General features: G+C 48.5%; 16 protein-coding genes. 9 read left to right on the top strand and 7 right to left on the bottom strand.

The window, feature by feature from the left end:
• Positions 1-211: 211 nt before the first annotated feature.
• Positions 212-1,264 (bottom strand): tetratricopeptide repeat protein, encoded by a 1,053-nt coding sequence (locus tag SPI9445_RS0108180; RefSeq protein WP_017304249.1) that lies wholly within the window; start codon positions 1,262-1,264, stop codon positions 212-214.
• Positions 1,265-1,425: 161 nt separating this feature from the next.
• On the opposite strand from SPI9445_RS0108180, the gene SPI9445_RS0108175 reads away from it, so the two are divergent.
• Positions 1,426-1,764 carry a hypothetical protein gene (locus SPI9445_RS0108175; RefSeq protein ID WP_017304248.1) on the top strand — a complete coding sequence of 113 codons (339 nt, stop codon included), beginning with the start codon at positions 1,426-1,428 and terminating at the stop codon, positions 1,762-1,764.
• 161 nt (positions 1,765-1,925) lie between these two features.
• Here the strand turns inward: SPI9445_RS0108175 and SPI9445_RS0108170 are convergent, their stop codons facing one another.
• From SPI9445_RS0108170 to SPI9445_RS0108160, 3 genes are all read right to left on the bottom strand, one after another.
• On the bottom strand, positions 1,926-2,126 hold the full coding sequence (locus SPI9445_RS0108170; protein ID WP_017304247.1) for a hypothetical protein: 201 nt from the start codon (positions 2,124-2,126) through the stop codon (positions 1,926-1,928).
• Between the two features lie 69 nt (positions 2,127-2,195).
• Positions 2,196-2,942: a carbonic anhydrase gene (locus SPI9445_RS0108165; protein ID WP_017304246.1), complete on the bottom strand. Its 747-nt coding sequence runs from the start codon at positions 2,940-2,942 to the stop codon at positions 2,196-2,198.
• A gap of 312 nt (positions 2,943-3,254) precedes the next feature.
• Positions 3,255-4,169, bottom strand: a complete 915-nt coding sequence (locus tag SPI9445_RS0108160) for an ABC transporter ATP-binding protein (protein ID WP_017304245.1) — start codon at positions 4,167-4,169, stop codon at positions 3,255-3,257.
• A 177-nt stretch (positions 4,170-4,346) separates the two neighbouring features.
• Here SPI9445_RS0108160 and SPI9445_RS0108155 point away from each other — a divergent pair, with 177 nt between their 5' ends.
• The 3 genes from SPI9445_RS0108155 (at position 4,347) to sppA (ending at position 8,359) form a co-directional block, all read left to right on the top strand.
• Positions 4,347-5,204 (top strand): tetratricopeptide repeat protein, encoded by an 858-nt coding sequence (locus SPI9445_RS0108155; protein WP_202803658.1) that lies wholly within the window; start codon positions 4,347-4,349, stop codon positions 5,202-5,204.
• Between the two features lie 20 nt (positions 5,205-5,224).
• Positions 5,225-6,268, top strand: coding sequence for a type 2 isopentenyl-diphosphate Delta-isomerase (fni, locus tag SPI9445_RS0108150; protein ID WP_017304243.1), 1,044 nt, complete (start codon positions 5,225-5,227; stop codon positions 6,266-6,268).
• Between the two features lie 294 nt (positions 6,269-6,562).
• The gene (gene sppA, locus SPI9445_RS0108145; protein WP_026079617.1) at positions 6,563-8,359 is read left to right on the top strand and encodes a signal peptide peptidase SppA; all 1,797 of its coding nucleotides are present in this window, start codon (positions 6,563-6,565) and stop codon (positions 8,357-8,359) included.
• 680 nt (positions 8,360-9,039) lie between these two features.
• Here the strand turns inward: sppA and trpE are convergent.
• Entirely contained in the window at positions 9,040-10,572 is a 1,533-nt protein-coding gene (gene trpE / locus SPI9445_RS0108135) for an anthranilate synthase component I (RefSeq protein WP_017304240.1), read from the bottom strand.
• A gap of 186 nt (positions 10,573-10,758) precedes the next feature.
• On the opposite strand from trpE, the gene SPI9445_RS0108130 reads away from it, so the two are divergent.
• On the top strand, positions 10,759-12,573 hold the full coding sequence (locus SPI9445_RS0108130) for a serine/threonine-protein kinase (protein ID WP_017304239.1): 1,815 nt from the start codon (positions 10,759-10,761) through the stop codon (positions 12,571-12,573).
• A 403-nt stretch (positions 12,574-12,976) separates the two neighbouring features.
• Here the strand turns inward: SPI9445_RS0108130 and SPI9445_RS0108125 are convergent, their stop codons facing one another.
• Positions 12,977-13,852: a LysR family transcriptional regulator gene (locus SPI9445_RS0108125; RefSeq protein ID WP_017304238.1), complete on the bottom strand. Its 876-nt coding sequence runs from the start codon at positions 13,850-13,852 to the stop codon at positions 12,977-12,979.
• Positions 13,853-14,042: 190 nt separating this feature from the next.
• Between SPI9445_RS0108125 and SPI9445_RS0108120 the strand changes: the two genes are divergently transcribed.
• Positions 14,043-14,531 carry a hypothetical protein gene (locus SPI9445_RS0108120; RefSeq protein WP_017304237.1) on the top strand — a complete coding sequence of 163 codons (489 nt, stop codon included), beginning with the start codon at positions 14,043-14,045 and terminating at the stop codon, positions 14,529-14,531.
• Positions 14,532-14,742: 211 nt separating this feature from the next.
• Entirely contained in the window at positions 14,743-16,536 is a 1,794-nt protein-coding gene (locus SPI9445_RS0108115) for a caspase family protein (protein WP_017304236.1), read from the top strand.
• A 79-nt stretch (positions 16,537-16,615) separates the two neighbouring features.
• On the opposite strand, the gene ggt is transcribed toward SPI9445_RS0108115, so the two are convergent.
• Positions 16,616-18,193, bottom strand: a complete 1,578-nt coding sequence (ggt, locus tag SPI9445_RS0108110; RefSeq protein ID WP_017304235.1) for a gamma-glutamyltransferase — start codon at positions 18,191-18,193, stop codon at positions 16,616-16,618.
• A gap of 266 nt (positions 18,194-18,459) precedes the next feature.
• Here ggt and SPI9445_RS0108105 point away from each other — a divergent pair, with 266 nt between their 5' ends.
• Together SPI9445_RS0108105 and SPI9445_RS0108100 are read left to right on the top strand one after the other, a co-directional pair.
• A complete protein-coding gene (locus SPI9445_RS0108105; RefSeq protein ID WP_017304234.1) occupies positions 18,460-19,686 on the top strand; it encodes a tetratricopeptide repeat protein in 1,227 nt (408 codons plus the stop codon).
• A gap of 6 nt (positions 19,687-19,692) precedes the next feature.
• A complete protein-coding gene (locus SPI9445_RS0108100; protein ID WP_017304233.1) occupies positions 19,693-20,487 on the top strand; it encodes a type 1 glutamine amidotransferase in 795 nt (264 codons plus the stop codon).
• Positions 20,488-20,550 lie beyond the last annotated feature (63 nt).

The raw sequence follows: 20,550 nt of genomic DNA, 5'->3' as shown, positions 1-20,550 counted from the left end.
GGAACTCTTAACAGGAAACAGATCATCTAAAACTGGCACGATTGCCTATTCCCGACTCCCGACTCCCGACTCCCGACTCCCGACTCCCCAACTCTCGGACTTATTCAGCAAGCCCTACTTAGGGCTTGCTGAATAACTGGGCTAGGGAACAGGGGAGAGGGGGAGCGGGGGAGCAGGGGAATAGTGGCTAGTGAATGGCCAAAACTCTTGCCTATTGATCACCACTCAAAGCTTGTTCAATAATTTGCAAATTTTCCCGCGCTGTGGTGTAGTTCCGATCTAAGCGTAAAGCTCGTTCAAACTGTTGTTTTGCTCCCGCGAGATCCCCACTTTGGGCGAGGGCAGACCCTAGGTTATTATGGCGGATGGCGCTGGGTTGGAGTTGGACAGCGCGACGGTGGGCGGCAATGGCTTCCTCTAGCTGTCCGATTTCGCTTAAAACATTGCCGAGGTTGCTGTAGGCGATCGCATTATTTCCATCTAAAGCAAGCGCCCGTTGATAAGCCTCAACAGCCGCCTCTAGTTGCTCATTGGCTTTGTGGGCAATGCCCAGATTGATATAGGCTTCAATATAATTCTCGTCTAGTTCAAGAGCCTTGAGATAAGCATCAATAGCTTGGGGATAATTGCCCTGCGCCATTAGGGTAATGCCCAAATTATAGTAGCGGATAGCCGTGGGTTCGATTTGAATCGCCCGAGCATAGGCTTGAATGGCTTCTTGTAAGTTGCCTTGAGCGCTGAGAAGGTTTCCGAGATTATTATGGGCTTGGGCATAATTGGGGTCAAGGGAGATCGCCCGACGGTACGCATTAATGGCATCTCTCGTCCGACCTTGGATTCTTAATAATACCCCCAAATTACTGTAGGCAACGGCAAAATTTGGGTCAAGATCAATCGCCTGTTGATAGGCAGAACGCGCCACTGAGAGGTTATTCTGGGCTTTAAAGGCATTGCCCAAATTATTGTAGGCGATCGCATTATTCGGGTCGAGTTCAATCGCTTTTTGATAGGCCGTCACCGCCTCATCCACAGCCCCCTGTTCCATCAACGCCAGACCTAAATTAATATACGCCGAGGGATTCTCCGGAGCCATCTCCAGCACCTGCTGCCAAATCTCTACAGCCCCCTCAAAATTTCCCTCCTGATAGGCCGTCTTGCCCGCTTGAAACATTTGTTCAAGGCGTGAACTTTGTCCATAGACTGGAGACAGAGAAACGGTTAAAAACAAACTCAAAAACAGTGCCAAGCCAAAGCGCGTTTTCATAATATTTTAGTTTATGTGTACTAAATAAATGGAACCCATCTAGTCCACAGGCTAACACGACGTGAATTTTTCCGGTTGAGGAAATTTGCCCCTCGAAAAATCAAACAGAAGCGAAACGAAACTGTTAACGTAAGAACAAGGATTACAGTAAAAGTTTAAGCATGACTGCGAACAAGAAAACCGCAACCAACCCTTCCCCAGAAGCGATTCCCCCCCTGCGGCCGATTCCCCCCGTGAGTCGTCCGACCCAAACCCTCAAAAAAAACCAACGCCCCACGAAAGTGGAAAAACCCAAACGTCGCGAAAAAAAAGAAATCGTCCGTTTGTCGGAATATGAAGGATTAGAAGCAGGAGATCCAGTGATTTTACCCTATACCCATCAAACGGTAGAATTACAATATTTTACCCTTAGCCCGAGTGGGGTTCCCTTTGCCGCCTTTGAAGGAGGTTCTATCGCTGTTCCGTCGCTGTTATCGTCGGAACAGTCAACAGACAAATAATACCCAATTAATTTGAGTGGTGTACAGAAGGGAAATTTTCGGGAGTCGAGAGTCCGGAGTCGGGAGTCAGGAGATTACCTCTCCCCTGCTCCCCTGCTCCCCCTCTCCCCTTTTCCCTTGACTGGTCAAGATTGCCCAATTCCTAATTCCCGACAAATTGATTAGATTTCATCCGGGATTACCCATTGCGTTGGTTCGCTTAACTTCTTCAAACGTGCTGCCTCTGCAATTTCTAGCATTTGGTCTAAAGAAGTTGTTTCCATAAAGTCACTCGCTTGTTTAACATATTCACGGTTAGGACATTGATCCCCCAACACACAACCATTCACACAAGCTTCTGCGCAATTAATTTTAGTTTCCATTGCAGGATTCCTCAAAACACTACAAACAATTGTCCTCCTTAAGCCACAAACCCAACCGGACAAATCGCCCTAACTTTTAACCCCTTGATGATGATAAGATCCGCGATAAATGCGATGGGCTTGTTCAGGAGATAACCAACTAGCCGGATGTCCAATGCTGTTGGGTAACAATTCCTCGGGATCTAAAGGTTCTAAGGGACTCGACGGGGAGACATATTCATGTCGAATTGCATCATAGGCAAACACCTTGCCATTTTCAATATGATAAACCCATGCACTAAGATGTAGCTTCCCTTGACGGAGTTTGGAGTGAATTACTGGATAGGTTCTGAGGTTTTCAATTTGAGTTAAAACATTTTCAGCAATGGTAATGTTTAATAAATCTTCTCCCGTTAATTCAGAGTAATTTTCTTTCACTAAACGACGAGTGGCTTCTGCTTCTTTTAACCACTCATAAACTAGGGGCATTTCTTCCTCTAGTTTTTCTAATTTTAGCAATCCCTTCATTGCCCCGCAGTGGGAATGACCACAGACAATAATATCCTTGATTCCTAATGCTTGCACGGCGTATTCAATCGCCGCACCTTCCCCTCCATTGGTTGCGCCGTAGGGTGGAATAATATTTCCGGCATTCCGAATCACAAAAAGTTCCCCGGGTTCAGCATCTGTAATTAAATTGGGGTCAATGCGGGAGTCAGAACAAGTAATAAATAAAACTCGGGGATGTTGACCTAAAGAAAGTTGTTGAAATAGGTCTTGGTGCTTACTAAAATAATCGGTTTGGAAATGACGCAAACCGCGCACTAATTTTTCCATATTAGCTCATAATTTAGGGTGAAACAGAAACTCTGGGATTTACCAGTAATTTTGAGGTCAAAAAAGGCGATTTATAAAAGATTAAAAGAGGAAAGGACTCCCCTGAACTAAACCTTTTATGATGAATTCGTCTCTTGTTTAATTCCCTTTTCTCACCATGAGAAAAGCTTTAAAAACAAGAAAAAACCGAGGATTTTTGAACAATAAGAATTGTTAATCACGATCATAAGTCGCGGCTGGCCTCAAACTGGGTTAATTATACAATAGACAACGCCCCACTTTAAAGCCAAAAGGGGAAGGGAAACCTTTTAATCAACCTTGGGCTTTTTGGGTCAACTCTAAAAATAACCGTTCGAGATCATAACCTGTATAAAAGACCTCTGAGGGATAGACTTGATGTTCTACTAATTGCTGAATCACCCATTCACTGTCTAGACCTGTAATATCAATGGCTTCCTCCTGACGTTGAAAAGGGGGAATTTCCGGTAAACTGCGTAAAACAGCTTCCACAGCATCTAAATCCTTGGCCTTGACACGAACATTTTTTTCTTCTCCGCGTAATTCGGCGATCGCACCTTGGGCGACCAATTTCCCTTGATGTAGCACAGCAATGCGATTACAGACCTGTTCAACCTCATTCAACAAGTGACTAGAGAGGAAAATAGTCACCCCCTCCTTAGCCAACTGTTGAATAATCTGGCGCATCTCCTGCATTCCTGCCGGGTCCATGCCGTTGGTTGGTTCATCTAAAACTAATAACTGAGGTTGGTGTAAAATCGCCAATCCCATCCCTAAGCGTTGTTTCATCCCCGTTGAAAACTGGGAAGTCGGGCGTTTTCCTACCCCGTGTAAACCCACCAACTCCAACACCTCATCAACACGCTGGGAGGAAACGTGAGGATATAACTGACTCATCAAGCGCAAATTTTCCCGCGCGCAGAGATAGGGAATCAAGCCCGGAATTGCCCCCACCAAAGCCCCCACTTGCCGTAAGACTTGGTTTTTTTGGGGAGTTACCCGACGATCCAACACCCGCACCTCTCCCCGAGTCGGACGAGTTAAGCCTAAAATCATGCTAATGGTGGTGGTTTTCCCCGCACCATTGGGGCCTAAAAAGCCGAAGACATCGCCTTTACGCACCGTTAAACTCACATCCTCGACCGCTTGCAGCGCGCCGTATTTTTTCTGGAGATGATGAGTTTGTAAAACAACGTTACTACTATCCATTTTGAATGTAATATTTTGGGGAATTTAACCCCCATCCTAGGCTAACTAGGGTTTGCTGAGAAAGTCTGGGAGTCAGGAATCGGGAATAATTATCAATTCCCCCCACCGCAACTCGCCATTCCGGGGTATCTGTGCGAAAATAGCAGCTAAGAGTTATCTGTAGGCGGTGGGATTATCGTGAGAACTACCCAGAAAAGAAGTCCTTGGATTTATCTAGTCCTAGTGGCGGTGTTGGTGCTGTTTATCGGTGTTCCTCTCGTGCCACTGGTGAGTAGTGCCTTGCGAGGGAGAACCAGTCCAGTCGCTAATAATTCAGGGTCAGGATTCCAGCTTTCTGTAGCGGATCAGACGGAATTAGAAAATCGCGCCCATAGTTATGAGTTGGTACTGCGAGATGACCCTAACAATACAACGGTTTTAAGGCGCTTGCTAGAAGTCCGGTTAGAACAAGGGAAACTACAACAGGCACTAGCCCCCCTAGAGACACTGAGCCAACTACAACCGGATCAGCCGGACTATACCATTTTGTTAGCCCAAGCGAGACAACATTTAGGGGATTATGAGGGGTCTTTCCGAGCCTATGACCGCATCTTACAAGCCAATCCGGGGGATGTGAACGCGCTGCAAGGAATGATCAACCTTCAGTTACAACAAAATCGCCCCGAGGGAGCAATTGGACGGCTTCAGGATACCTTAAAACTGGCGGCTCAAGCCAATGCCGCGAATCCCGGAAGTGTAGATGTGGCTTCGGTTCAGTTATTGCTGGGCTGGGTGTATGCTTATCAAGAACGATTCACTGAGGCGATCGCCGTTTATGACCAAATCATGAGCGCCAATCCCGGAGATTTCCGTCCTGTCTGGGCAAAAGCCGAAATTCTCAAGCGACAAGGACAGTATAGCCAAGCGAAACCCCTCTATCAGGCCGCCGTTGCCTTGGCTCCCCCGCGCTACAAAGACCAAATTCAGCAAATTGCCGATCAACTGGCCCAAATGCCCCCCCCGACTCCCGATTCTCCAGTAGAAAGTCCCGAATAATCTCCCACTATTCTCAAATTATGTCTATTTTGCCCCCCCTCAGCACCACCCAAACCCGCAAGGCTGACCATCTACGAATCTGTTTAGAGGAAGATGTCCAGTTTAATCGCCAAACGAACGGACTAGAACGTTATCAGTTTAATCATTGTTGCCTACCCGAATTAGATTATGAGGACATTGATCTCACGACTCGATTTTTAGGTCATGCTGTGGGGATGCCTGTCTTAATTTCTTCCATGACGGGAGGCACCGATCAGGCGAAGTTAATTAACCAGCGTTTGGCCGTTGTGGCGCAACAGTACGGTTTAGCTATGGGAGTAGGATCCCAACGGGTAGCCGTGGAAAAGCCGGAGGTCGCAGATACCTTTGTCGTGCGCTCTTTTGCGCCAGATATTCTCTTATTTGCCAATTTGGGCGCAGTGCAATTGAACTATACTTATGGGGTGGAGGAGTGCTTAAGGGTGGTGGATCTTCTAGAAGCCAATGCCTTAATCCTCCATTTAAATCCTTTACAGGAATGTATCCAACCCCGAGGAGATCGACATTTTAAGGGATTACTTGACAAAATTGAACAAATATGTATAAAGTTGCCTGTTCCGGTGATTGCCAAGGAGGTGGGGAATGGCATCTCCCCCGTGATGGCGACGCACTTGGTGAATGCAGGGGTGAGGGTGATTGATGTGGCTGGGGCTGGGGGAACGTCTTGGGCGCGGGTGGAAAGCGAACGGGCGGAAAATTGGTTACAACGGCGACTCGGGGAAACCTTTGCCGATTGGGGTATACCTACGGCGGACTGTGTGGTGAGTATTCGTAGTTTGTTCCCGAACTTACCCCTAATTGCTTCGGGGGGGCTACGCAATGGGCTAGATGTGGCGAAAACCTTGGCTTTAGGGGCGAATCTAGCCGGATTAGCTTTACCTTTCCTTAAGGCGGCATCCCAATCCCCAGAAGCTCTAGATGAGTGGGTACAATTGTTACAGGCTGAACTCAAAACGGTGCTTTTCTGTACAGGAAATCCTACGATAGAAGCGTTGCAACAGTCTTCTAGTTTGCAACAACGTTAGCTCATCGTCGGGAAGCCCCGCACTGTAAGAATGTCAGTGTCGGGATGAAAGACGGTTAATTGAGGGGTTCGATGCCCCGAAAATTAACCAACCACCATAAAAAGACATCTAGAGCCTCCCGTAGAAGCAGGAAAGCCTCATAGTGATATGGGGAAGCCCGCACCGTACCCCTAGGGTCGGTTTCGGGAGGATGTCACGAATTGTGAGGGGTGGGGCAATTGATAATTAATTATTATTCCCTGTTCCCTGTTGCCTATTTCCTATTACCTATTCCCTATTACCTATTACCTATTTATGTTGCGTTTCTTTCAACAAGTTATTGCTAGTTTAATCGGTACCTTAGCGGCCTTGCTGATTTTATCGACTATGGGGCTGGGATTGTTCACCCTTTTGATTGTGGCGGCCTTAAGTCAAGAAGAATCGCCCCGACTGCGGAATCAATCGATGTTGGTGTTTGATTTGTCCTTAGAAATTCGGGACACGGAACCGATATTGCGGTTTTCGGAGAGTTTTGGGAGTGGTTCCCCGAGGGCGATCGCACTTCGTCGAGTCCTCCAAAATCTGGAGAAGGCCGCCCAAGATGATCGGATTGTGGGTCTATTGTTAGATGGGAGCAATGGCAATCCAACGGCTGGTTATGCCACCCTGAAGGAAGTGCGCGCTGCCTTGGAGACGTTTCAGGAGTCGGGCAAGACGATCATAGCCTACGACGTAAATATGGGCAAAAAGGGCTATTATTTGGCCTCCTTAGCCGATCGTCTGATTTTAAACCCTATGGGGGTGTTAGAACTCAATGGGTTAAGTTCGGAACAGTTCTTTTTAGCCGGGGCATTAGATCAGTTGGGGATTGGGGTGCAGGTGGTGCGTGTGGGAGATTATAAATCCGCCGTTGAACCTTTGATCCAAGAGGAATTTAGCCCCGAAAATCGGCAACAAATCAGCCAACTGTTACAAGAGATTTGGGGTGAGTATTTAGCCGTTGTGAGTGGGGGACGAGAACTGAATGTGTCTCAAGTGGAAACTGCCGTTAATGAACAAGGGATTTTATTACCCGAAGCGGCCTTAGCTGCCAATTTAATCGACGAGGTGGCTCATTACGATGAGGTGATGGGGGAAATCAAAGAGTTAACCGGACAAGACAGTAAAACACGCAATTTCCGGCAGGTGAGTTTAAGTCATTACACCACCATTACCGTAGAAGCAGCCGCCCGCCAACCCTCCCAGAATAAGGTGGCGGTGGTTTATGCGGAGGGGCCGATTATCTATGGCCGAGGGGGGGAACGACAGATTAGTAGCGATCGCCTGGTTCGACAATTGCGCACCATTCGCCACAGCGACGAGGTGAAAGCCGTTGTCTTGCGGGTGAATAGTCCGGGGGGGAGTGCCACGGCCTCAGATATTATTCTGCGGGAATTACAATTGTTAGCGGAGGAGAAACCTGTAGTTGTTTCTATGGGCGATGTGGCCGCCTCTGGGGGCTATTGGATCGCTACGGGGGCTGATTATATCTTCGCCCAACCCAACACGATTACAGGCTCTATCGGCGTGTTTGGGGTGATTCCCAATGTGGCGGAAATCTCCAATAATAATGGCATTACTTGGGATGGGGTGAAAACTTCGCCCTTTGCCGATATTGAGAGCATTTCTCGCCCTAAAAATGAGGCTGAGTTAGCCTTACTTCAGAACTTTGTCAATCAAATCTACGATTTGTTTTTAGAGAAAGTGGCCAACAGTCGGGATTTATCGCCCAGTGCGGTGGCTGAAGTGGCTCAAGGTCGCATCTGGTCAGGGATTGCTGCCCAGAATCTGGGGTTAGTGGATGAGTTGGGGGGTTTGGAAAATGCGATCGCCCATGCCGCCGAAAAAGCCGAATTAGGCGATGATTGGGAAGCGGAGGAGTACATCGAAGAACCTCGTTTAGAGGATATTCTGTTCCGTCGTCTTGTGATGATTTTCCAAGCAGAAACCCAACCCCAAGATCCCATCACGAAAGAATTATCCCGCTTACATGGAGAGTTAAGTGTGTTACATCAACTCAATGATCCTCGGGATATTTACAGCCATCTGCTCTTTGATTTACGCATTCGATAGGAAGGAACAGGGAACAGGTAATAAGTCTTAATTCCTCATCTCCCCTGCTCCCCTGCCTCCCTGTTCCCTTGACTTCTAACAACTTGTCAAGATTGCCTATTACCTATTCCCAAGTGACATCCTCCCGGACACCGACCCTACGGGTACGGTGCGGGCTTCCCCATATCACTATAAGGCTTTCCTGCTTCTACGGGAGGCTCTAGATGTCTTTTTATGGACATCCCCGATAACCTCTTCCTCCACAGGCAGCTTGACCCCCAGTCCGTTCGCGAAGCGTTCCGCAGGAAGGGCTGCAAGTCCACGTTGCTCAACAACCATCGCCGCAGCAACGTCCCTATCTGTTACAAACCCACATAGTTGAGGTTTAACACGAATAGTAGCTTATTGACATGAACCTATTATACAATATGTAGGGATAAATCGTCACTCCCTAGTAAATGATTGTTGGTTAATTTTCGGGGCATCGAACCCCTCAATTAACCGTCTTTCATCCCGACACTGACATTTGCTACGCAACGCTTTGCGTTCACTTCGTGACGCTTTGCTACGCAACGCTTCGCGAACGTGAACGCGAACGTACAGTGCGGGGCTTCCCGACGATGAGCTAACAGACTTTATCCGCAAGCTCGATTTACAACAATGTTGCGTTGAAAGCCCCATCGCCTCGTGGGTGGGGAGCTTCAATGTAAACAACGAATGGCTTCTAATAACCCCTTGGCTTTATTGAGGGTTTCCTCATATTCCTTTTCCGGTACAGAGTCAGCCACTACCCCAGCCCCCGCTTGCACGGAGACGAGATGCTGATCTGGGCTTTGGGGGCGGACTACCATTGTCCGAATGGCGATCGCACTATTTAACTGACCCTCAAAATCATAATAGCCATAGACTCCCGAATAAGGCCCCCGTCGTTCCGGCTCCAGTTCGTGGATAATCTCCATTGCCCGGATTTTGGGCGCACCACTCACGGTTCCGGCGGGAAAGGTTGCCTTCAGTAAATCCCAAGCGTTTTTACCCTTCTGTAATTTGCCTGTCACATTACTAACAATGTGCATAACATGGGAATACCGTTCAATGACCATTAACTCATCAACCTTAACCGTCCCACTTTGACAGACACGCCCTAAATCATTGCGCCCGAGGTCTACGAGCATAACGTGTTCGGCGATTTCCTTGGGATCTTGGAGTAAATCCACCTCTAGGGCTTTATCTTCTTGGGGGGTTTGTCCCCGGCGGCGAGTCCCGGCAATGGGTCTTAAAATGGCTTCTGTGCCTCCCTCTGGGTCTTTTTGCGCCCGTACCATGACTTCGGGACTGGAGCCGATAATTTGCCAGTTGCGGAAGTTGTAATAGGCCATGTAGGGGGAGGGATTAATCAAACGCAAAGAACGATAGAGATCAAAGGGATTGCCCCGATAGTAGGCGGACAACCGTTGAGATAACACCACTTGAAAAATATCCCCAGCGCGGATATAGTCTTTGGCTTTGTCCACATTGGCGCAAAACTGTTCGGGGGGGGTGTTACTTTCGCAGGAGAGGGAGGCGGTTTGGGAAGCGGGACTTTCTGGGGATTTCCATTCGAGGGGTTTGGCTTCAGTGGGGGAGGGGAGTTGTAACTTTAAGACAAGGGTAGTCACGCGATCGCAGGCCGCCTGATAAGCGTCTTGGAGGTTCACATCAGGATCTCTTAAATCAGCATAGGCGATCGCCCAAATTTTCCGTTTCACCTGATCAAAAATCAGCAAGTTGTCCACCTGCATCCATACCCCATCGGGTAAATCCTCCTCCGTGATGGGATACACCGGAACCCGATTTTCAATCCACCGGATTAACTCATACCCCCAAAAGCCAAATAAGCCCCCAATACCGGAGGGGAGTTGGGGCAACAGTACGGGATGATAGGGGTCTAAACAATCGACCAACACATCAAAAGGATTGCCTGTAAACTCAATCACCGTGCCATCCCGATGGATTTGTTGGGTTTGTTCTCCCCGGGCTTCTAACACCCAAACGGGATCACTGCCTAATAAACTATAACGCCCCAGAGTTTCTCCCCCTTCTACGGACTCCAACAGGAAGCTATAGGGTTGTCCAGCACAGATTTTATACCAAGCTGAAACGGGAGTTTCTAAATCAGCCACCCATTCTTGATACACCGGAATAAAGTTTCCTTGGGCTGCCAGTTCGCAAAATTGCTTGAAATCGGGAAAAATCATAGATCAGGTCAGGCCGTGATGTCTTTCCCATTATCCTATGATGGGGGATCAAATGTGCATTCATCCTGAATAGTCTGGGGTGGAGTTGGGAAGAGATAAGAAGCACTCTTGCCATAGAGGGGCATAGGGAACAGTGATCTATTCTCAATTGTCAATACTCAATACTCAATACTCAATTTCCCCACCATGAGTTACTGTCCCCATCCCCAGTGTCAGCAGCCCGAAAATGCAGAAAATGACCGCTTTTGTGGGCATTGTGGGGCATCGTTGCTCTTGGGGGGACGGTATCGCTTAGGGCGCTTGATTGGGGCGGGGGGCTTTGGGCGGACGTTTTTAGGACGGGATGAATATAAGCCCTCCCATCCCCTTTGTGCGGTTAAACAATTTTGTCCCCAAGACCCATCGAAGAAGGCGGCGGATTTATTTGTACAGGAAGCGCAACGCTTGGAACAGTTGGGACATCATGCCCAAATTCCTCAACTCTATGCCCATTTTACTCAAGATCATCAGCAATATATTGTTCAGGAGTGGGTGGATGGTCAGAATTTAGCCCAAGTGTTAGCCCAACAGAAACCGTTTACGGAGGAGGAAGTGGGGCGGGTGTTGCTCAATCTCTTGCCTGTGTTGCGCTTTATCCATGAAGGACAGGTCATTCACCGGGATATTAAGCCGGAAAATATTATCCGTCGGATGGGGGATCAACAGTTGGTGTTAGTGGATTTCGGGGCGGCGAAGTATGCGACGGAAACGGCTTTGGGGCGACAGGGAACGGTAATCGGTAGTGCGGGCTATTGGGCTCCCGAACAGAGTTTTGGTCGGGCGACGTTTGCTAGTGATTTGTATAGTTTGGGGGTGACTTGTCTTGAGTTGTTAACGGGGGTGGCTCCCTTGGAGTTGTATAGTGTCCGGGAGGGGGCTTGGGTCTGGCGGAAGTTTCTGCCTCAGCCGATTAATCCGGCGTTGGGTCGGATTTTAGATAAGTTGTTGGCGCGGGGGGTGCGCGATCGCTATCAGTCAGCCCAACAGGTCTTAGAGGCGTTGTCTGCCTCCAATTTGCAGCCGAAGGTGTCCCGTCCCCTCTGGCACTGTACCGACACTTTAACGGCCCATACGGAGGGGGTGCAGGTGGTGGCGTTTCACCCCAAGGGGGAGGTTTTGGTCAGTGGCAGTGGCGATCGCACGATTAACCTCTGGCGTAAACAAGATTGGTGGGAACTTGAAACCCTCTTGGGTCATGAAAATACCATCCAAGGCTTGAGTTTCCACCCCCAAGGCCATTACTTAGCCTCAGCCAGTCCCGATAAAACCGTTAAGCTATGGGATTGGCAACAGAGACGCTTGCACAAAACCCTACCGCGTAAGGGAGGATTCGGGGGGGCTGTGTTTACTGTGGCCTACTCTCCCGATGGTCATTATCTCGCCAGTGGGGGGGGAGAACCCAGTGTTGAGATTTGGCAAGTTCGCCCCTTCCGTAAAGTGACTCAATTCAAGGTGACTGGGCTATTTTCCCATCTGGCGGCGATCGCTTGGAGCCCCGATAGTCAACTCCTCGCCATAGCCAGCACCTCCCCCCGTCTTTACCTTTGGTCAGTCCAGCAACAACAACCCCTTTGGACGCATAAAGTCATCTGTTCCGCCCTCGCCTTTAGTCCCAATGGTCAAATCTTGGCAATGGCCCGGTCTAAGTCTGAAGGCACCGGGGAAAGTCATTCTACTATTCTACTCTGGGAAGTCCGTACTGGAGGCAGGATCAAAGCGTTAGTCACTGGGAACAGTGCAGTCTCTAGTCTGGCTTTTCATCCTCAAGGGCATTGGCTAATCAGTGGCGATGAACAGGGAATCTTGCGACTATGGGATGTTAAACGAGGCCTAACGTTGGGTTCTTGGCGGGGTCATAGCGGCACAGTCCGCAGTCTAGCGTTTCACCCTCAAGGCAGGCTTTTCGCCAGTGGCAGTGAAGATAAAACCGTTAAGATATGGCAGCCCTTTCTACAAAATTAACGGGAGTACAGGAGTTTTGAGCGAGTTTCCGTGTGAATTTTACCCACAAGGAGGTTGTCTCTGGGACGGGAACAGTTTCCAGAGGCTGAATTGAGGGTGCGCAAGCTTCTAAGTCGTGACTCCCACAAACCGGACACCTTTCCCAGTCGGTAATACTGCCTGAAGGGTCACTGATTTGACCACAATGGTTACAGAGGTTGTAATGATGAATCATAGTTAGTCCCTAGTTGATCTGAATTACCAATAATCTTAACATTTATTTATTTAAGTTAACAATGCACCTTTAAAAACTTGACAAAAAGAGAATGTTGTGATAGAGAATTCAATGTGATAGAGAATTCAATGTGATAGAGAATTCAATGTGATAGAGAATGCAAACAATAAACTGAGTGCTGATCACGGTTCACGGTTGAAACCGTCCTGTCCCTCGTAAAGCATCTAAAAAAGCGAAAACCGCCGGAGATTGTAAACCATTGGTTAAAACGGCCGCGCCAATAATTCGTTTTAATGGCATCGGTAAAGAACGAACTTGTACCCCTTTGGGGATTGGTTTAGCGGCCAAACGGGGGAGGATTGCCGCGCCTAATCCTTGGGCTACCATACTGACAATGGTAGAATCTTCCTTAATCTCATAGGCCACTTTAAACGAATAGCCCGAATTCGCCCAATGGCCTCGCACTGCCGATGTACATTCGGCATAATTAAACAAAATAAACGAATATTGGGATAACTCTTCCCAAGTTAATTGTTCTGGTATGTCTTGGGCAGATTTGGGCAACAAAACTACATATTCATCCCGGGCAATTTCCCAGGTTTCAAATTCCTCAGAACGAGGTAACGGTAATAACCCAATATCGGCATCCCCTTCCCGTAACGCTTGCTCTACCCCGAGGGGATCTCGCTCCTTAATAATGACCTCAATATTGGGGAACGCTTGGCGAAATTGTGCGACAACTTTGGGTAATAAATGGGTGGCGGCGCTGCGAAAAGATGCTACTCGCACAATACCCCGTTGTAAACCCTTCTCTAGACTGACCTCATACTCAATATTGTCACGAATCTCTAACATTTGCTGGGCGTGAGTAATAACCCGCTCCCCGATACGTGTTGGTTTTGCGCCAAATCGACCCCGAGAGAGGAGAGAAACGCCTAACTCTTCCTCTAAGGACGCGATCGCACGACTCACGGCTGATTGAGAAATATCGAGCTTTAAGGCAGCCGTAGAAAAATTTCCCTGTTCTGCTACTGCTAACAACACCCTCAGATGGAAAAGATTCATCGATTCCTGTATTGATTCGTTTTTCGCATAAGTGTAATACGGAATTAGTTTTGATCCATTTTGGGAATAACCGTTAGGCTACTTAGCTAATAAACCCAAGTCAGACGATGTTGCTGGGGAGTCGGAGCAATAATCCCCCCAAATTCAGCATCTTTATTGCTTAAGTCTGTCGTAATCTATCACTGGATCTATGTTTGAGTTTCTGCCTTACCAAAAATTCCGCGATACCCCCCAAGTCCGTTTTTTTGATATCACTGTCCCGGATTCTAACGCCCGTGATCTCGTCTTCCATGACGGGGCGGCCATCAGTCCAAACAATAGCGAAACCGGAGACTGGCAGTTTTACCTTCATCCCCATCAAGAGGATAATCTGTTAGCCCTGACTGGGGGGAGAACCTTTTATCTGGTGAACTTCGCGTGGGAACACCCCTTTCATGTAGTGCGCTTGGTCGCCAATGGGGATATTTTGCGCATTCCCCCCGGCACCTTCCACCGTTCTGTTTCTGATCCCGGTGGTTCCCTCGTCCTGAATCAAGGAGTCCGCACGGTGGAGGCTACGGTAGAAAGTGAGTTTCGAGTCTATAACAGTGGCGAAATTCCCCGTTTAGGGCGTTTATTAGCCCAAGTCCTGCCCCAACTGCAACCCCAACAGCAGGAAATTTTCTATCGGGCGGCCTAATCCCTGCAACACTCAACTTCACCTGAACATTGCCCCTCCCCCTGTGGGAGGTTTTTTGTGGGCAGGTATCCGGTGGGGGAAAAAAGGGAAATTCTAGAGAAATCGCCAACAAATACCCACAATACACCTAGAATAAGAACAAACCTGACTCAACATCAGACTGGTTGTTTTAGGAAGACTGATGTCCGACAACTGCTAATTTATTGGGCAAATGGTAGACTACACTGCGATCGCAATTGGCATTAATCGTTATCAATTTATCCAACCTCTCAGTTACGCCCAAGCGGATGCCCAGGCACTGCATCAAATCCTACTGGAAGAAATTGGACTCCCTCAGACTCAATCCCTCATCCTCACCGATGCCTCTCCTTGGGTGGGGGAACATTCTACTGCCCCCACCCAAGAGGTGATTCAGTATTGGATGGAACAGGGCTTGGAGCAACCCCCCACTTCTGTCTTATTGTTCTTTTTCAGTGGCTATGGGGTCAACTGGGAAGGTGTAGATTACCTAATGCCAATGGATGGCAACCCGGCTGACATTGAAAACACCGGGATTGCGGCTCAAAGTCTCTTTGAAAGTTTACAACGCAAGGGCTTCCGTCACATTGTCGCCCTGCTGGATATTAACCGCTCTCCGGGGGTGATTGCCGGGAAACCTGTCGGCAGTCAACTAGCCCAAATCGCGCCAGAAATGGGCGTTTCCCTTTTACTCTCCTGTCAGGTGGATGAGTCCTCCCATGAAGCGGTAGCGCTGGGTCATGGCATTTTTACCGCCGCCCTCTTAGAAGCCCTGCGCTACTATGGCCAAGAGATCACCCTTCATGATCTCAGTAGCTATCTTTATGAACGTTTACCGGAGGTGAGTGAACACCACTGGCGACCGATTCAGCACCCTTTGATTATTATTCCCTCCTTGGATGTAGCACAACAGTCTCTACTACCCAGTAGGGCAATGGTGGCCAGTGCTTCCGCCTCCACCGGGGAACAAGGGGCGATCGCAACCCCACCGCAAACCCCACCCAAAGCAGAGGCCGTCACCCCCCTAGAACAACCGGAAACCCCACCCCCCAGCCCCGCAGAACCGGAGGAAGCCCTTGGAGCCGCAGGTGTCCCCGCCAGTGGAATCAAGAAAACCCCCCAATGGCAAAAATGGATTTTCTGGGTGGGCGGTGCAGCGATTTTATTGGTCATTTTAGCCATCTTTTGGACGGGTCGGGAGACAGTATTACAGAATGGGAATGGGGAGGAGACAACGGGAGAAGTGGCAGAAGGCCCCCCAGAAACCCCCTCAGAACCTGCTCCTGAACCCGCCCCCGAGGCTGAAATTCCTGCCCCGGAACCCACCCCGGTAGCCCCCCAAAGTCCCGCCCCGACACCCGAACCCAGTCCGGTTCCCCAAACCTTACAGGAAAGTCAGGCGATTTTAGCTCGGGCGAGGACTTATATTCAGACCAATCAGGCTTCCGGTTTTAGTCGGGCGATCGCAGAAGCCAAGAGAATCCCCCCCGGCGCACCCCTCTATGACGAAGCTCAGGGGGACATTGCCCGATGGAGTGGGGTTATTCTAGACTTAGCCCGAGGACGCGCCAATCAGGGTCAATTTGATTCCGCCATTGCCGCCGCTCGTCTTGTTCCCGCAGAACCCAGCACCACCTACCAAACCGCCCAACAAAGTATTCAACAGTGGACTCAGCAGAAGGAACAACAGGCCAAAAACCAAGAAATCATCAGTTCAGCCCGACGGATGATCCGCTATACCCAAGCCTCCTCCTACAGTCGCGGCATTAGTACCCTACGCGCTGTTCCCCAAGGCGAACCCGGTTATCCCCTCGCTCAGGATTTAATTGAGCGTTGGAGTCGGCAAATTTATCTAATTGCCAACTCCCGCGCCGCCCGAGGCAATTTCTCCCAAGCCGTGGAAACCGCTCGCCTCGTCCCCGCCGGAACCCCTTCTCATGAACCCGCTCAAAAAGCCATTGAACGCTGGCAACGGGGACAGCGTTAGGCTTCTGATGGAATCCATCGGCTAGGGGTCAAGGCCAGAGACAGGAGAAGGGTGTGAAGCCAACACACCCTACAACTGCTTACGGTTTACTGTCCTCCACAGCCCCGCCCCGACGGGGATCTCCTGCTCCAACCATCTCCCCGATGGTGTTTTTTTGTACCGCATGAACCCCCCCAAAAAACATATTTTGTTCTTGCCAAAACAACACATCCGTATCGGTCGGTAATTGTAAACTTTCCTCAAGATTCGGTAAATAGGGCGGTTCAATATGAAACACCTGATTTTCCCAATGAACTCGAGGGGCTTCTACCGCATCATGCACCGACATTTTAAAATCGATTAAATTAGAAATAACCTGTAAAATTACCGTTCTAATTCGATTAGATCCCCCCGAACCTAACACAATTTCTGGCTTGCCCTGCTGAAGTAAAATCGTTGGAGCCATCATCGAAGAAATGCGTTGATTACAGTGCCATTGATGAAACCCTGCTGGGTTTAAATCCGCCTCCCCTAACATATTATTAATCATAATCCCTGTCCCCGGAATGACATAGGACGAACCCTCTCCATTAGAAGTCGTCGCACTAGCCGCATTCCCCTCTTCATCCATCACACTTACATGGGTTGTGCTACCCCATTTGTTCACCGTTTGAGTCAGAGAGTTTTGATAGGTTTGTAAATGGTTTAACGCTAAAAACTGTTCAGCAACATCCGGCGAATAAATATGAGCATCATAACCATCTTTGCGCGCTTCATTGGTTAAAGCCATCACTTGCGCCAGAATTTGCCGATGAGTGGCACTGGCAAATTTTAAATCCCTAAAATCAATCTTTTCTAAAAGCTTTAAGGCAAAAGCAATTAAAGCCCCCCCTGAACTCGGGGGAGGATTCGTTAACAGTTCCCGCCCTCGATAATTAACCTTTAACGGGGAACGTTGAATGACTTGATAAGAGGCTAAATCCTCTAGGGTTAAATAGCCCCCGTGTTCCTGGCAATCTTGAGCAATTTGATGGGCAATATCCCCTTGATAAAATTCCTCTATTCCCTGTTCAATAATATATTCTAATGTATTCGCGAAATCTCTCATATAAAGGGTATCCCCTGTTTGAACTAAAGTCCCTTGGGGTGCGTATAATTGCCGAGATTCGGGCAAAGCCAGCAAAATAGGGTGAAGTAAAGAATTAATACAAAAGGATTGAAAAGGGACAACTTTTATGCCGTTTCGGGCATACTGAAGAGTAGGTTCAGCTACTAAAGATAAAGGGAGTCTACCCAGTTGTTGATGAACCGCAAAAGCCCCGGCTAAACTCCCCGGCACTGCCATTGATCCTAAGCCAATATAAAAGGCTTGGGTTGCCTCCCCGAAATTAACATCAACCGGGTAAAAATTTAACTCATTGGTCGGTCTTTTATGGCGTGGGGTTTGAGTAAAAAAATCAAATAGGATATTCTGATTATGGTGGGTATGGGCGAGGAGGAACCCACCCCCAGCCGCAGAGGTCAGGGTTGATTCAACGACAAAAGAGGCTAGCATTGCCCCAACAACAGCATCAAAGGCATTTCCCCCTGCTTGTAGAATGGTTTGAGCAGCCTCGGCCGTTTTCGGGTGTCCGGCAGCGACAACTCCTTGGGTTGGGTTATAACTTGTTAGATTCATCAGGCGGCTTTGAAACAGGAAAAATTATAAAAAGTGGAAAAAGGGCGGAAATTGTTTATTCTAAGCATTGCGTGGAGGCTCGCCGATCAATAATACCCTGAAATTCGGAGGGGAGATTGCCCGTTCCCTTAAATTTGTGCCTCAATTGCCAGAAAATAGAAAGAACTACCCTCAGAATCCCTTGCCTTGTCAGAGATCCCCTAAATCATTATTGGGAGAAAAAATGAACCCTTCCTCAGACAGATGGGCTAAGAAGAAGCGCCAGAATGAACACAAAACCTGAGTGTAACTACCAAGAGTTAATCGATAACCTCATTCAATGTGATGGCGAAGAGGTCGAGTCCATTTTACAAGCCTGTTCAGAGTGGCAAGATGTTAACCTAGTGTATCAATTGTTGGCACGAGGGACAGAATTCCACAAGGAGGGAAAATCTGAACTGGCATCACGTCTTCATCAATTCGCTTTTTTAGTGATTCAGTCTATCATTGCTTTACCACAAGAAGGAACGGTTAGTATGTACCTTCATACCAAACAGGATGCAGATTGCCTATTTCAACAGGGGATTGAGCTTTATCAACTCAGCCAATTTCGCTCCGCATTGCAAACATGGCAACAAGCTTTGAGTATTTATCAGGAATTAGGGGATGCTCAGGGAGAGGCCTATGTATTGGATCATTTAAGTGTTGCTTTGCAGTCTTTGGGGCAGTATCAAAAAGCCATTGAACGCTATCAAGAATCTTTAGTGATTAAGCGAGAAAGTGGGCATTGGATGGTTCAAAAACCCCGTTTTATCCCCTTAACTCATCATGCTCAAGGGGAGTTTCATTTGGCGATGAAGCTAACGATTGAGCATTTCGAGAAACATTTGAACATAGCGCGTTCCATTGGCGATCGCCTCGGAGAGTCCAATTCCCTCGCTAATCTAGGTCGGGCCTATGATTCTTTGGGGAAATCGGAGCAAGCGTTAAGTCATTATTTAGAGTCGGAGGAGATTAAAACACAAATTGGCGATCGCCTAGGACGGGTTAAGCTTTTACAGGCATTAGGTAAAATCTACCAAAAACTAGGAGAGGTGAGCCAAGCCATCTACTACTATCAACAACATATTGCCCTTGCCCAAGAATTAGAGGATACAGACACCTTAGATCAATCCTTGAGTAGTTTAGGCAACTTATTCTGTGCCTCAAAACAGTACGCCAACGCTCTCAAAATTTATCAGGAATATCTCTACTGGAGCCAAGATCATCAGGATGTCCTTGGAATGTCTGTAGCTTGGAGTGGTTTAGGTAATGTATTTTATGCAGGGGAGGACTATTCTAAGGCTCTCAATGCCTATGAAAAATCCTTGGACTTTAAACAGAAAACAGGCGATCGCTTTGGGGAGGCCATTGTCTTAGCCAATCTTAGCCGCACTCATGAAGCCTTGGGCCATTACGAGAGGGCGAAAGTCTATCTCCGTCAGTCTATCCAAATCAAACAACAGAGATCCTAGACTCTTATGGAATTAAGAATCGGTTGGTTATACCCTAAATTAATGAGTACCTACGGCGATCGCGGTAACGTGATTTGCTTACAGAAACGGGCGCAATGGCGAGGCTTTGATGTCACCCTTGTTCCCCTCGATCGTCAAAGCGAAGCCCCCCAATTTGACACCGTGGATCTGATTGTGGGGGGTGGGGCGCAAGATCGGCAACAGGAAATTGTCATGCGGGATCTCCAAGGGGAAAAAGCCCAAGCCCTTAAAGAAAAACTGGATGGCGGGACTCCGGGAGTTTTTACCTGTGGTTCCCCGCAACTCCTAGGAAAGTATTATGAACCCGCCTTGGGGCAACGGATTGAAGGATTAGGAGTCCTAGACCTCGAAACCAAACACCCCGGCCTAGAAGCCCCCCGGTGTATCGGCAATGTGGTTTTTGAAATTACGGCCTCCCCTCTGGCCGAAGACCTGAAAGCGCAACTGGGGGAACGCCCTATTGTCATTGGGTTTGAGAATCATGGCGGCCGAACCTACCTGGGCAAGGTTGCCCCCCTCGGCAAAGTGATTCAAGGCTACGGCAACAACGGGCAAGATGGCGGGGAGGGCGCTTTTCATCGTCATGCGATCGCCACCTACTCCCACGGCCCCCTCCTGCCCAAAAACCCCTTTCTCGCCGACTGGTTAATTCAAAAAGCCCTCGAAGAAAAATATCAAACCCCAATTTCCCTTTCCCCCCTCGACGACACCATGGCAACTCAGGCAAGAAAGGCAATGTTTGAGCGTTTAGGGTTATCCAGTCGGGTCAAGACAGCTTAAACTGTTCAAGTAGGGGCAACTTTATCCCTCACGACTCAAGAACCTCACGCAATGCCTAGAAAG

Source organism: Spirulina subsalsa PCC 9445, from assembly GCF_000314005.1.
In the GTDB taxonomy this organism is placed as follows: domain Bacteria; phylum Cyanobacteriota; class Cyanobacteriia; order Cyanobacteriales; family Spirulinaceae; genus Spirulina_A; species Spirulina_A subsalsa.
Note: the sequence above shows the minus strand (reverse complement) of the source record. Positions and strands in the feature narration are given on the sequence as shown.

Excerpts from the sequence above, each read along its gene's own strand:
- SPI9445_RS0108105 (WP_017304234.1), top strand. The coding sequence starts at position 18,460 with ATGAACACAAAACCTGAGTGTAACTACCAAGAGTTAATCGATAACCTC.
- fni (WP_017304243.1), top strand. The coding sequence starts at position 5,225 with ATGTCTATTTTGCCCCCCCTCAGCACCACCCAAACCCGCAAGGCTGAC.
- SPI9445_RS0108160 (WP_017304245.1), bottom strand. The coding sequence starts at position 4,169 with ATGGATAGTAGTAACGTTGTTTTACAAACTCATCATCTCCAGAAAAAA.
- SPI9445_RS0108115 (WP_017304236.1), top strand. The coding sequence starts at position 14,743 with ATGGTAGACTACACTGCGATCGCAATTGGCATTAATCGTTATCAATTT.
- sppA (WP_026079617.1), top strand. The coding sequence starts at position 6,563 with ATGTTGCGTTTCTTTCAACAAGTTATTGCTAGTTTAATCGGTACCTTA.
- SPI9445_RS0108170 (WP_017304247.1), bottom strand. The coding sequence starts at position 2,126 with ATGGAAACTAAAATTAATTGCGCAGAAGCTTGTGTGAATGGTTGTGTG.
- SPI9445_RS0108125 (WP_017304238.1), bottom strand. The coding sequence starts at position 13,852 with ATGAATCTTTTCCATCTGAGGGTGTTGTTAGCAGTAGCAGAACAGGGA.
- SPI9445_RS0108165 (WP_017304246.1), bottom strand. The coding sequence starts at position 2,942 with ATGGAAAAATTAGTGCGCGGTTTGCGTCATTTCCAAACCGATTATTTT.
- SPI9445_RS0108180 (WP_017304249.1), bottom strand. The coding sequence starts at position 1,264 with ATGAAAACGCGCTTTGGCTTGGCACTGTTTTTGAGTTTGTTTTTAACC.
- SPI9445_RS0108100 (WP_017304233.1), top strand. The coding sequence starts at position 19,693 with ATGGAATTAAGAATCGGTTGGTTATACCCTAAATTAATGAGTACCTAC.
- SPI9445_RS0108175 (WP_017304248.1), top strand. The coding sequence starts at position 1,426 with ATGACTGCGAACAAGAAAACCGCAACCAACCCTTCCCCAGAAGCGATT.
- SPI9445_RS0108120 (WP_017304237.1), top strand. The coding sequence starts at position 14,043 with ATGTTTGAGTTTCTGCCTTACCAAAAATTCCGCGATACCCCCCAAGTC.
- ggt (WP_017304235.1), bottom strand. The coding sequence starts at position 18,193 with ATGAATCTAACAAGTTATAACCCAACCCAAGGAGTTGTCGCTGCCGGA.
- SPI9445_RS0108130 (WP_017304239.1), top strand. The coding sequence starts at position 10,759 with ATGAGTTACTGTCCCCATCCCCAGTGTCAGCAGCCCGAAAATGCAGAA.
- trpE (WP_017304240.1), bottom strand. The coding sequence starts at position 10,572 with ATGATTTTTCCCGATTTCAAGCAATTTTGCGAACTGGCAGCCCAAGGA.